The sequence below is a fragment of the Paenibacillus sp. MER TA 81-3 genome (assembly GCF_023713585.1).
Lineage (GTDB): Bacteria > Bacillota > Bacilli > Paenibacillales > Paenibacillaceae > Paenibacillus_B > Paenibacillus_B profundus.
On the sequence record NZ_JAMAWB010000002.1, the window covers coordinates 36,107 to 49,382 of the forward strand.

At 47.2% G+C, this 13,276-nt stretch carries 11 protein-coding genes and 1 riboswitch; all 11 genes read right to left on the reverse strand.

Annotated elements, in window-relative coordinates; translation table 11 throughout:
* Positions 1 to 164 precede the first annotated feature (164 nt).
* Entirely contained in the window at positions 165 to 1,199 is a 1,035-nt protein-coding gene (locus tag M3650_RS02420) for an ABC transporter substrate-binding protein (protein ID WP_251572079.1), read from the reverse strand.
* A 211-nt stretch (positions 1,200 to 1,410) separates the two neighbouring features.
* Entirely contained in the window at positions 1,411 to 1,686 is a 276-nt protein-coding gene (locus M3650_RS02425; protein ID WP_251572081.1) for an alpha/beta fold hydrolase, read from the reverse strand.
* Positions 1,687 to 2,017: 331 nt separating this feature from the next.
* Positions 2,018 to 2,209 carry a DUF4083 family protein gene (locus M3650_RS02430; protein WP_251572082.1) on the reverse strand — a complete coding sequence of 64 codons (192 nt, stop codon included), beginning with the start codon at positions 2,207 to 2,209 and terminating at the stop codon, positions 2,018 to 2,020.
* 65 nt (positions 2,210 to 2,274) lie between these two features.
* Entirely contained in the window at positions 2,275 to 2,964 is a 690-nt protein-coding gene (locus tag M3650_RS02435; protein ID WP_251572084.1) for a metallophosphoesterase family protein, read from the reverse strand.
* A gap of 70 nt (positions 2,965 to 3,034) precedes the next feature.
* Positions 3,035 to 3,292: a TroA family protein gene (locus tag M3650_RS02440; RefSeq protein ID WP_251572086.1), complete on the reverse strand. Its 258-nt coding sequence runs from the start codon at positions 3,290 to 3,292 to the stop codon at positions 3,035 to 3,037.
* A gap of 104 nt (positions 3,293 to 3,396) precedes the next feature.
* A complete protein-coding gene (locus tag M3650_RS02445) occupies positions 3,397 to 4,716 on the reverse strand; it encodes a voltage-gated chloride channel family protein (protein WP_251572088.1) in 1,320 nt (439 codons plus the stop codon).
* A gap of 60 nt (positions 4,717 to 4,776) precedes the next feature.
* Positions 4,777 to 4,837: riboswitch (Fluoride riboswitch) on the reverse strand.
* Positions 4,838 to 5,346: 509 nt separating this feature from the next.
* A complete protein-coding gene (locus tag M3650_RS02450) occupies positions 5,347 to 6,066 on the reverse strand; it encodes a glycerophosphodiester phosphodiesterase (protein ID WP_251572090.1) in 720 nt (239 codons plus the stop codon).
* A gap of 263 nt (positions 6,067 to 6,329) precedes the next feature.
* Complete coding sequence (locus M3650_RS02455) at positions 6,330 to 7,757, reverse strand: leucyl aminopeptidase family protein (RefSeq protein ID WP_251572092.1); 1,428 nt, start codon at positions 7,755 to 7,757, stop codon at positions 6,330 to 6,332.
* On the reverse strand, positions 7,757 to 8,662 hold the full coding sequence (locus M3650_RS02460; RefSeq protein ID WP_251572094.1) for a metallophosphoesterase family protein: 906 nt from the start codon (positions 8,660 to 8,662) through the stop codon (positions 7,757 to 7,759). Before M3650_RS02460 ends, M3650_RS02455 begins: the two co-directional genes overlap by 1 nt.
* A gap of 382 nt (positions 8,663 to 9,044) precedes the next feature.
* Entirely contained in the window at positions 9,045 to 11,897 is a 2,853-nt protein-coding gene (locus M3650_RS02465) for an alpha-mannosidase (protein WP_251572096.1), read from the reverse strand.
* Complete coding sequence (locus M3650_RS02470) at positions 11,894 to 13,264, reverse strand: family 4 glycosyl hydrolase (protein WP_251572098.1); 1,371 nt, start codon at positions 13,262 to 13,264, stop codon at positions 11,894 to 11,896. Before M3650_RS02470 ends, M3650_RS02465 begins: the two co-directional genes overlap by 4 nt.
* Positions 13,265 to 13,276: the final 12 nt, after the last annotated feature.

A 13,276-nucleotide genomic window follows, 5' to 3' on the forward strand; every position in this document is an offset into this window, starting at 1 on the left:
ATTTTAATTTAGTTATAATACTAGTTTAATCAAATAAATAAAAATAATCAATAGCCATTCAAAGTCCCGACAAAAAAACATAAACCAAAAAGAAAGCTCTTCAACATTGGCTGAAAAGCTTTACCGATTGGTTTCCTAGTTACTGCTGACTTCGTTGCTGCTTCTCACTTCACTAACATCTTAACTACATCATCAATTTGCATCATTTTTGCTGTAACCGCTGTCGTTTGCCAATGGGAGCGTTCTACCTTGTATACATGTCCATTTTTCACAGCCGGCAAGTTCTTCCACAATGTTGCACCCTCTAATTCCGCGATTGCTTCTTTATTGTAATCCGTATTCCAGTCTCCATTGGATGGAAAAATAAAAATATGATCGGCATCGAGCTCAGGAATTTTTTCTAATGATAACTGTGCATGATAGTCTTTGATATCTGTGACCAACTTGTGTGGTGTCAAGCCAAGATCTGTGTACATCGTAGGACCGATAAAGCCCTTATGTGCGCTAAACAATGCTAATGATTTATCTTTGCCGCTTTGCCGAATCACGGCCACGGTTTCTTTTCCAATCGCTTTTTCCAGCTTTCCTTTTGCTTCCGCCGCTTTTTGCTCATACTGTGCAAGAACATCCTTTGCTTTATCAGTCGCACCTAGCAAATCACCCATCGTTTCAAGTGTTTTTGGCATATTTTGATTGACATCAGTCGGCAGCCAGTAGGTTGGCGCAATCTTGGAATATTGCTCGTACTTAGCCGCATCAGGATCTCCAGGAAGGATAATTAAATCTGGATTTACATCTAACAGTGCCTCAATGCTGCCGTCCATATCGAACAACGGCACGTCCAGATTCAGATATTCTTGTGTGCCCCACGTATGCGTGTACCATTGCACCACCGGCTGTTGACCCAATGCCACGATATAATCCTCCAAGTAAAGAGCAGCCACCCGCTGTGGCTTTACTGGAATCTCGACTTCACCGAATGCATCTGTAACTACCCGAGTGCTGCCTGTTTGCTGTTCGCTTTCCTTTTGTTTTTGTTCAGTGGACGATTTGTCCGTATTTGGCTCTGCATTCTCTTTGTTTTCCTGCTGCTCCGTCTGTCCCGCCGACTGCCCTTGCGCTCCGCAACCAGTCAGACTCATAATCATAACAAGCAATACAGCCATCCATATATCCATTATCCGACGCGAACTAACCATAAACCGTTCCACTCCCATGCAAGTTGTAAATGTAACGAACAGAGAATACTCATATGTAATGATTCTCATTCTCATTTATTCGTTCACGACAATTGTAGCTCATCACATTTACGTCTTACAATGCAATTTCTCGGTTCATTTCTTATACAAACTCGTGATCTATTATACAAAATGACTGCAATTTCCTTGGCTCGCAGAGGGATCTACGTTCTCATTCCAGAAAATTCATAATCTCCTTGTTTATCATCTCGGCTTGTTCATGATTAATAGTATGAACAGCATCTCTTATTATTTTGTACAGCAGCTTATTCTCGTCTAACTTGGCTATTGCTTTCGCGTAATTGGATAACCTATCGTATTCACCTATTAAAAACAGTGCTTTATTTTGTTCAAAGACAGAATAATTCGGCCCCGTTAATTTCCTCAACAGCTTTTTACAATTTTTCTCTGAAAGAAACAAAGCCATGCCCCACCGCAACACGCGCACTGGGAGAATGCACGCTGTTGTTTTCCGCGGTCGAATCAGGTTCCATTGGAAAATGTACAGCAGAATGTGCGGACTGCGCAGCTACACGACATGTAGACTGTACTTTGTCCAGTGGATTTGGCTGTTTTCAGCGATTGTTGCGGTATGAGTGTCAATCCATTGGACAAACTCCAATGAAGCCTGCCGTGAAGAGGTACACGAGGCTTTTTCACTCTCTAAAATCCAATGAACAGGATGTGCAAGGCCAGATATGGTCACTTTATAATGTCTGACCAATCCAATCTTCATCACGAATCGCACACGTCCTCTACTGTCCTTTCTTCTTGACCCTTCACTTCGCCTGAGTTTTATCTTTATCATTCAATAAATAGTCCACTTTTTCCTCTAAACGCTGCAAGGTAGCTTTCGTATTGCGCATATGCTGTACCATTCGATTTACAAACCGATATAACCCAATGAAAAACAAGGCAATTAATCCGAGTAATACGATCTGGTAGATTGCAATCCCCCAATTAAAAGTCATTGTTGCACCTCCCTTTTCTTATTCATAACATTTCCTCTTCCTGTATCAAAATGGTTTAGGTCCACTCATTCTACATAATATGTTTGTCTGGACGGCAATTCCAAGCAGTTCAAGCGGCCGCCGTATACACACCCGCCATCGATTCCGATTATCCGATTCGCAGCAAAATAAACGTCGTCCGTTCCATGCAGCGACTTGGTGTTAGTATGACCGAAAATGACCGTCTTCGCCCCGCAATACCCATCATAAAATTCCCCTCGAATCCAGACTAGCCTGTTCGGATCACAGTCAGATAAAGGTACGCCAGGCTCAACGCCGGCATGAACAAAAATATATGCATCCGTCTCATAATAATAGGGCAGCTTCTCCAGAAATGAGACAGTCTCTTTTAATTCATCGGTCCATTCCAAGTGGGCCAACACAGGGACCTCTTCGGTTTCATTTGCCTGAAATGGATAATCGTAACTTAGCAGCGTCTGCCTCGCTCCATTGCGGAACCAACGTCCGAGCGCCTTGTCTTCGTTCCGAAACGCATCGAGCATCATTTTCTCATGGTTTCCCATTAGCGCTATGGCTCCTTGCTGCTGCAACACCCTCACCTTTTGAATGACGTCTCTCGAGCGCGGACCACGATCGATATAATCGCCAAGCAACAGCAACTGGTCTTGATTCGGATCGTAGTGAACCGTCTCCAATAGCTGCTCGAACTTTTCCAGTTCCCCGTGAATGTCGCTGATTGCCAATATTCGTTCCATTGTAACGCTCACTTCCTTTGCCTACCATCGTAACATGGGCGTTCGCTTCTTTTCCAGCCATTAACAATATTCAATTGTCAGGGACTATACGCACAAGCATATCAGCCCCTTCCTCCGCATGGGCTAACACAGCAATCGGATCATAGGGCCAAAATCGTTTTGCATCAAGGTAGAAGACCCGGTCATTTTTAACCGCAGCGATAGAACTCCATATGGGATCTTTTTTGTTCAACGCACCGCCATTCGATTCATCCAAAAAGATATAATTACCGGCATAATCAGCCAGCACTTCAAAAGAAACTTGCTTATATGTTTCCCCCTGATCCACTTACCCCCTGCGCATTCCTTATCATTCACGACTACAGTAAACAGAATATTCTCCATTTCGCAGCAGTACGTTTCATGTGCCTTACAGTTGATAAGGAGCGCTGGTCAGTTTTCCTCTTTGTTTTGTTTGCTATGAACGGAATCCAGGGTTGAAGCCTTCGGATATGGAAAGAGCCGGCTCTTGCTTACACCTATCATTTGAGATGTATAGATGCCGGTATGCCCAGAGAATAAATAGCTGACCACGCACACCATAAAGAGATATACGCTCGCTTCGGAACCAAACAATTCAATCCCCATCACAAAACAAGCTAGCGGAGTATTGGTTGCGCCACTGAAGACAGCGACCATGCCTAAAGCAGCCATAAATGGTGCCGACACCTGCAGCAAAGCGGCCAAAGCGTTGCCTAGAGTAGCCCCAATGACAAAGAGCGGGGTCACTTCCCCTCCCTGAAACCCGGATCCAAGGGTCACCGATGTAAATATAGTCTTCAGGAAAAAGGAGCCTGGAGCGACTTCACCATCGAAAGCCTGCGTCAATAATGGAAGCCCCAGTCCAATATAATCACGAGTTCCGACCAGATAGACCAAGCCGATGACAATCGAACCGCCAACAAAGCTTTTTAACATCGGATTTTTGAAAAGGATGGAGAAGCCCTTTTTCAAACGATGGGTCAGCTCGCTGAACAAAATGCTTGTCAAACCAAACAAAATGGCTGCAATACACACTTTTAGAATCAAGGGAAGTGTCATCTCTGGAATGGCCCCAATGGTATAATGGCTATGGTGAACCCCCCACGCAGCAGTTACTCTGTCCCCCGCCAAGCTGGCAACAAAGCTTGGGAAAATAGCACTGTGCCTGAACATGCCAATTGCCAGCACTTCAATGGCAAAAAAAGTGCCTGCCAACGGTGTGCCAAAGACCGAGCCAAACCCGCTGCTTATGCCGCATATAAGTATGATTTTTCGGTCCAATGCATCTAGTTTAAAGCATTTGCCAATCCATTCCGACAGACTTCCTCCCATTTGCACCGCTGTTCCTTCCCGACCTGCAGATCCGCCAAACAAATGGGTAACAATTGTGCCAAATAATACTAATGGGGCCATTCGAAAAGGCACATGCTCTTGTGCTTCGGTATTGATTTGTTCCAGGATTAAATTGTTCCCTTTTGAGGCGTTGCTGCCGTAACGTTTATATAAATAACTTACGGCTGCTCCTCCAATGGGCAGTAAGAACAACAGCCACGAATATTGCAAGCGCATGTCAGTAGCCCACTCTAAGCTGGTGAGGAAAAATGCGGAGGCTGATCCGGTAACAATTCCCACCACACCACCAAGCAATATCCATTTAAGAACATAAAATAGAATCGCGGCATGGAACTGTTTTTTTGCCAACCTTCTCGCTTGTAGCTTTAGTTTTTCCATCGATTTGTTCCTCCAGGTGCAATTAAGCCAAAAAAACAGACTCCTACCAGTAAAAGTTGCTTACCGGTAGGAGTCATTAGCTCAAAGGCAGTTAAAGGCGAACTCCATCGCCTATGATTTGTTATCATTATATTCGATATTTAATGGAGAATGCAATAGCTAATCCATGAGTGAAATCCCTTGCAGGACCGACTGACAGCCTCTCCACAAGCTTAACGGGGATTTGTATGTTTTGCGACGCAATTCTGCCAGTCAACAGTATATCGATTTCTAATTACGTTTACCAGAGATTCAAGCTTTGAGCAGTCTTACGGTGACCTATCAATAACGCTTGCTGTTCCGCTCGTCCAGCGGCACGCTCAGACTAACAAGGGCGCATCCCCCGTCCCTTTGCTTCATTCTCCCCTTCCATCAGAAGGGGGCATGCTCACTCTAGATTACTGCCATTATAATTAGCCGCTTCATGGAATGACCTCTATACGAAACGAAACGGATTGTGTCTTGTCCCCGTCGTTATCTTTCCTGAATGTATGGGAGAGTGGATCTAAGGGCCATCGGATTGGTCTGCTTGGTTATCGGTGCCGGCCTTCCTCCCTCTTACGATAGTCCCCGATATGTTCGCGTCCGCTTTTATAACAATAATTTTAATTGTGCTAACTTTATAGGCTCTCTGGTCGTAATTGCATCGACACCCATTTCGATAAACCTTAATATATCGTTTGTTGAATTAACCGTATATACCCATATGGCTAAATGATGTGTATGCGCTAAGTCTACTAGCTCCTTGCGGCATGTCCGATAATCCATATTTAAGCCGTAGGCGGAGCTACGAACGGCTTCATCGCACATTCTTTGGGCAAACGCTCCGTAATTGGCGATATCTCGTTCACTCAGCTCATCCGGCGTATTGAACACGATTCGGATCCGATTATATTTGCTTGCAATGCCGTGACTGCAGCCAGTAACGAAGACTTTCTTCTCTAAGCCGTACTCTACGACACATTGCATCGCAGGTTCGACTGTTTCTTCATTTTTGATATCTAAATTGAGTTGAATGTCATACTGTTTTACAACTTCGAGAATTTGCGCGAACTTCACAATATGTCTATTTTCATAGATAGGGCTTAATTGAATGCGATTTTCATATTGATTTAATTGTTTATAGGTATGCTGAAGCAGCAATGGAGAATGGTCGTGCAGGAGAACTACGGTGCCGTCCGCTGTCACTCTCAAATCAATTTCGACAAGATCGGCACTCGATTGCATGCCTTCAAGGAAAGACTCCATCGTATTGTCAGGAGCGGCTCCTCCTCCCGTATGTGCGCTAACCAAAGGATATTTTTGTGCCATGATTACTCTTTCACCTCTTATTTTTCTGCTTATCTATTAGAGAACTCACTGTCTTAAGCTTAACGCAAGTCGACTTGCTCGAAAAAAAAAGATCTCGTGAGTGTATTTGGTACCACGACACGTCGGCAATAGCCCCGTTTTCGCAATCATGTCGCGATGAATAATATCATGACGCTCTCAATCTCCTTATGATCAAGCACAACTCCGAGCGCCGCTTCCAGATATGCACAGGCGCGCTAACAAGAATCCGTCGCCGCTCACGCTTAAGCTGATTTGGAACGCTCCACTACAAACTCCGCCAGCGTACGCGCGCCATAACCAGTAGCGCCGGCCGCTGCATACCCGTTGGTGGCCGACACTTCTTTCAATGCCGACATATCTATGTGCGCCCATTTCATAGACGGATGCACAAACTTCCGTAAAAACAATGCCGCTGTAATCGCTCCAGCCTCACCTACACGGCTGATATTACAAATATCCGCATAGTCGCTTTTTAGATAGCCTTCATATTCGTCCGCGAGCGGAAGCTCCCATACTTTTTCTCCTGTTACTTTGCTTAAGTTCCTTATGGTCGAAACTGTATGTTCATGTCCCAATATCCCCGCAAACTTTGATCCAAGCGCACTGGCACAGGAATACGTTAATGTTGCCATATCGATAACTTCCTTTGCCCCTAATTTATGGGCATGGATCAAAGCATCCGCAAGCACCAACCGTCCTTCTGAATCCGTATTTCCGACTTGAACCGATACGCCGTTAGGAAACTGCAAGACATCTCCCGGCAGCAGCGCATTTCCATCCGGAACATTCTCGGCGGCGGCAATGATGGCGACCAAGTTCACCTTTACACCGCTGTTGCGAATGATGTCTACCGCACCGATTACGGCGGCTGCGCCGCCCATATCTATTCTCATATCGCTAATATCGTTATCTCTCTTCAGGCTGATACCGCCCGTATCAAACGTGATCCCTTTCCCGACAAGGGCGATCAGTTCCTTGGAAGGATCGGTGCAGTAGCGAATTTCAATCATTACAGGAGGATTGGCGCTGCCTTGACCGACACCGACTAACCCGCACATTTGCTGCGCTGCCAATTGTTCGCCTTCATAACATTTCACTTGAACGTCGCTTCCTGCAAACCGTTCCATGACACGGTCAGCAAGTGTCCGCGGGCGCAAATGATTCGCCGGCTCATTACCCAGATCGCGCGCAAATTTAATGCCTGCGGCACGAACCTCCCCTTGCGATATTGCATCCTTCCACGAATATTGCTGATTGAGATCCAAGCAGACCGTTTGCACATGGCGAACCGTTTTCTCCGCTTTAAACTTATCGAAAACATAAGCTCCCAGCAGCCAGCCTTCTACCCAGGCGGTTACAGCTTGCTCCATATTGGCTATACCTTCGCAATCTTCCAAGGAAACCGCGACTATTGGCAGCTTATGCTGCTCCACGGCTCTCACCGCATTACCGGCTGCTTCTCTTACATGCTCAAGCTCGAATTTCTCTCGGCTCCCAAGACCTACAAACAACAGATGCCGCTCGCTCTGTCTTCCATAGAACCATGTTACAGCGCCTCGCTCTCCCATATGGCCCAGCAATTGAATCGATTGAAAGGGAGCTTCTGCCGCTTCGTGAAAAACAGGATAAATAACAACTTGCGCCGCTTCTCCCTTGCTGATTTGGAACATCATTTCAACACCGTCCCATTTTCAAGCCGCAGCCATGTATGAAATTCGCGTGTTCCTTCAATTAACTGGATCACCCGCGCGCCACGCTGCAATTTACCATAGCAGTTATAACCCGTTGTACGGCCGTAGCAAAGGGATATGCCATGAAGTTCCCCGATGTAATCGTTATCATGATCATGTCCGACAAAAGTGGCCATAACGTCCCCCATCTCTACCATTCTGGCGTATAGCCCGGAATTCATTTTCGGAGCGCATACTCTTTCGAATTTACTGCCGCTAATAACGCTTCCTGTATGCCAAACCGCATCATATTCCGGCAATGGGATATGGAAGAAGGTCAGGGCAGGAAGCGGAGACCCGTGTTGGGCCGTCATCTCTTTCGAGACGCCAGCATACCATTCCACCTGGTCTCCATGAATCCATTCATAACCGCCGATATGCTTCGGCGCTTCGCATCCGGAGTCCAGAAAATAAAGCAGAGCCTTTACTTTCCCGCCTCCCGCGCTTTGGATGGGAAGCATGTAATTGCCGACACCGCTAAGATGCTCTGGTCCCGGTTCAGCCAAGCAAGTATCGCTCTCTAACATCACGTCCATTAATTGCTCGCGCGTGACTCCTTCTTCTGTATCATGATTGCCGAAGACAGCGGCCCAAGGAAGACCGGATTTGACAGCAGGGGAAATGGCACGGCGAAAGCCTTGCTCAGGATCCTTCACACCGTGGCTCCAGCACAGATCTCCCGTATATACAATCAAATCGGGTCGCTCCTGTTCAATTAACCGTTCCATTAATGCGACGGTGTGTGCATCTTTGTCCCTGCCATCGACTCCATCGCCTATATGAACGTCGGTAAACTGCAATATTTTGAATGTTCCGTCTTCACGAAAAGTTAATGTCTTAGACATAATTCTAATCCCCTCTCATTTTGGTAACGAAGCTTGAACCATAGCCAAGATCGCCACTTCAGTCAGTGCTACAGGGTGCAGGTAGTTCAACAAATGTCCCGCTATGCAGAAACTTACGAGAAAGGCAAACGTGAGCCAATTGAAATCGACATATCGCGCTTTTGTAAGAAACATGCACCCTGTGTACCGTAATCGTCAACAGTAAAAAAGATACGCTACCCATGAAAGATTCTTTTGCCATAATTCCATCGCTAGAACAGGCAGTAAATCAAATAGCTTTATGGATGCTAGATCTCGTTAAAAATATTCCAAATCGAACGGGCTAAACCGGAACATAGAACCAAACCAATACTCAATTCATATATTTCTCTCACTTACATCTCTAGTCGCAGTCGAACTCTACGCATATGCTCGCAAGGCTAGATGCGCCTACATCGAACGTAATATTTGATCCATTGATCGAAATCTCCACCCCGTCTGTTTTCTGCTCAACAATCGATACAAAATAGGCATTCTTCACCTTTTCGCTAAACTTCAATGAAACGGTTGTTTGTTCCCCTTCCGTTTCATAAAGCCGCACAATCCAGCGATTGGGCGCAGACCTCTCAGCCACTTTGATCGCCGCAATTGATACCTGTCCACGCTCCAGCGTTACAAAGCTGTTGACAAGCGGCAAAACCCCTCTGCTCGGCCGCACGGAAACGGCTTCAAGCGGATGCTGGTAATGATACGATTCCTGCAACATCTCTTGCGTGCTGGTATAGTCGGTCAAGCATACGGAAAACTGGAAGTTGTGCATGCCGACTTCAGGATACGGATCAGGACTATGCGAACTGCGCAGCAACGTAATAGCCATCGCCTGGCCGTCGCTTCTAAAGCCATATTTCGAATCCGTCAGCAGCATAACCGATCTTTTTACGTCTCTTTGAGTCGGGATCGCAGCTACAAAACTGTTGCCCGGCACATCAAACTCCATACCTTCTCTATCGATTGTTCCAAAAGGAACATCATATTTAAAAAACTTGCAATCAACCTTTACAGGCATATAGAAGTTTAACTGCGGCGTATTCTGATCCTTCTTTCCAATCTCATGCCAATCACACTCTACCTTATAATTTAAGGCGCAGCTATCGCGATCCAAAGAAACGATGACCTTCAGTTTCGAGCTTCTAAAGGTCGTGCGGATCGTGATAGACTGGCGCAGAAAGCCTTCACCGATTTCACAGCTTTCAAGATTCCACTGAATCAATGGTTCCACATGGCGATATCTTCCGACAAGCCAAGCATTGCCTCCGCCGTTAAACGTATCTTCCTCAATGAATCGGAATACGCCCGCGGTATTTGCCGGGTCTATGTATTCACGATTGGTATGCTTGTCGATCAGGGAAGTGATCGTAAATCGCTGCGTATCAAACCGTGCGGTAAGATGAGCGTTCTCTAGTACGAACTCATATTTCTCGATTGGCGGCAAATTTTGTTCGGCTAAATAGAAATCATTGGCGGATAACCGTGTCATATCGCCGTCCTTCTCGGTCATGACGTACGTGCTGTATCCAATGGCGGGCACGTTCACCTTCAGCAGCACTCGTAAAAAGTAGTGGCCCCAATGCTCTATGAATCCTCTGTCTATATACTGAAAAGGAACGCTCTGTCCTTCACTGTCTTGGAACTGAATGCTGTCAATATGCCCGTTCCAATCCCAGATCACAATCTCCGCAAGTTCTTCGCGCGCACGGACGGAAGAGTTGAACAGATGGAATATGCGCGTCTTCCCCCGGCCGCGTTCGCTTGCACCCATCCGGAACAAATGCACGCCAACGCCGGGGCCGGCCCCTTCGGACATACTCTCGCGCACATCTTCATCGGCAATGATATAAGCCGACGTATCGATTTGCTCAGCAAGTTTGCGGATAGCGTAGCTTTTCTTGCTGCCGGCCGTCGCCATAATCTCCTGGAACGAAGCCATAGCATGTTCTCTTGTCTCCAATACGCAGGAGCCAGGCAAAATATCATGAAATTGATTAAAGCAGGTTTTCTTCCAGGCATCGCCCAATTCTTCTCCAAAATAGCGGGCCGACGTGAATAGAGAAGCAATGCTGCCGAACAGTTCCGCTTCGCCGAGCATATTTTCCGACATCCGGTTCGCAAGCTTGATTCTCGATTCCGAGCTGTAGCAGCCGGTAAATATAAAATTCAACTCCTCGCGAATTACCGGCAAGCTGTCCGCTATTCGCTCCGTTAAAGCAAAAAATTGCTGATAGGTTCCAAACTGAATGTTCGGGAAAATCGGCCATGTCTGCATATCCCGTATTCGTTCGATATCGCGACGCGTCGGTCCGCCGCCATGATCCCCGACCCCATACACTTTCAGCATCGTGGTCATATTCGTTCGCGAGCAAAATTCAGGCACCGTAAGCGCCATTTCCGGCTCGATTCTGGAATCGTACCAATGCGGCTCCTTGTATGCGACGACAGATCGCCCTGACGGGGACTCCCATCTGAACAAATGATGGCCGTTGTCGTTATGGCCCCGGCAATAGTAGTAATACTTCACGCCGGCATGATTCAACGCTTCCGGAACGTTGATGCTATGTCCGAACGTATCGGGCTCGAAATCGATTTGCAGGCTGTCTGGATCGAGGCCGAACAGCTGCGAAAGATAGGTTTTGGCATACAACAATTGCCTTGCCATGCTCTCGCCGCTAGGCATGTTTTTATCCGCTTCGACCCAGGTTGAAGCCGTGACTTCCCACCGTCCCTCCTGGACCCGCGCCTTGATCTCCTCAAGCATCTCGGGATCGTATTGCTCCACGATGTGATAAGCGGCCGCTTGCGAATGGGAGAACAAATAGTCCGAATACTCCTCCAGCAGATCGAGCATCGTGCGGAACGTATTCAACGTGGCGGATACCGTCTCCGCCCAGCCCCATAGAAAGTTCATATCCAGATGAGCATGTGCAGCGCAATGAAGCGTATAGCTCTTGGCGGCTGGCCCGCATTCGGCCAGCATGCTCTCCGCCTGGAGCGCTGTCCTCTCTGTAATGGCGCCCTCGTTATCCACGCGAGCAAGCAGCCATTCGACAACCGGGAGAATGGCCCCATCCCACTTTCGATCTTGTACATAGGATACTCGATTCATATACTCCAATTGGGATAGGATTCGTTTTCCCCAGTAGCCCGGCAGGGTTCTCTTCGTCAAAGCCGTCAGCTTGCCATACAATTCGTTCGTATTCATCCGTTCCATTCTCCTAACGTATCACGATAAGCTTCCAAATAATCGGCAACAAGAGCTTTTGCCAGAGAATACGAATTGACAAGCGGATGAACCGATAGCGCTTTCACGGCCAGACTTCTCGACTTCTTCGCAACCGCTTCTACCGTCAGTCTTTCGAACAGCTTCACCGATTTCATCAACGCATGCATATCGTCCGGAATGCTGCCGATCTTCACCGGATGGGCTCCATCCTTCGCGATATAACAAGAAATTTCAACGACATCGTCATCCTCAAAGCCATTGATGCTTCCCTCGTTCGGGACGGACAGAACGATATTGTGTTGGCGGCCGGTCTGCAATGATTCCACGAAATCCAGCATCACTCCCGCATATCCGAGCGTTTCGGGAAGCATCAGCTGCTCGATCGGAAGCATTTCCTTGACCTCCGAATTCGTTTCCGCAGACATATAGGACGCTTCACGCTTTTGCGTGTAATAGAGATAAGTTTGAATCGCCAGTTGCGGGTCGCTGTCAATATCCATTTTTTTCAACTCATCAAGCATGGCCTTATTATTCAGCGCTATCATTTGTCCGCGCGTCATTGCCGCCTGTTGAATATTATCCAGCGATTTCTCGCGATGGTAGTAATAATATAAGTACTCATTCGGCAAATACGGCAGTTCCCGCAGCAAATCAGGATCGAACATTTTCAATTCCGCAACTGACTTCACGAAGGCCGGATCGTTTTTCAGTTCCGGCAGCAGATCTTTTCCCTCATACATCAGTTTGCTGATCCAGGAAAGATGGTTCAGGCCGAAAACTTCGGTTTGCAGCTTCTGTTCATCCAGGCCAACGGCTTCCGCAATGCGCAGCTTCGTATGACTGGGCGTATCACATATTCCGATGACACGGTCGTATCCGTAGCTTCTCAACGCTTGCGTGACAAGACCGGAAGGATTCGAGAAGTTGAAAATCCAGGCGTTCGGCGCAACCTCCTTCGCTAATTCGCAATACATCCGCAATACCGGAATCGTTCGCAACGCCATGGAGAAGCCGGCCGGTCCGGTCGTCTCTTGCCCAAGCAATCCCCGGTCGAGCGCAATCTTCTCATCGATATACCGCGATTGCTCCTTCCCGACGCGAATCGTCGTAACAATATAATCCGCTCCTTCCAACGCCGTCCGAGCATCCACAGTCGTATCGAGCCGAAGATCGATGCCGCTTTGTTCGATGACAATTCGGCATAGCTTCCCGATTATCGCCAACTGTTCCTCGTCGGTGTCATGCAACACCAGTTGCGTGATTCCGGTCTGCTCCGCCTTTAATGTTAGACTTTTCGTAAACAATACGGCCCGAACGCCGCCTCCGCCAATTAGTGCTAATTTCATCGTAAGTCCTCC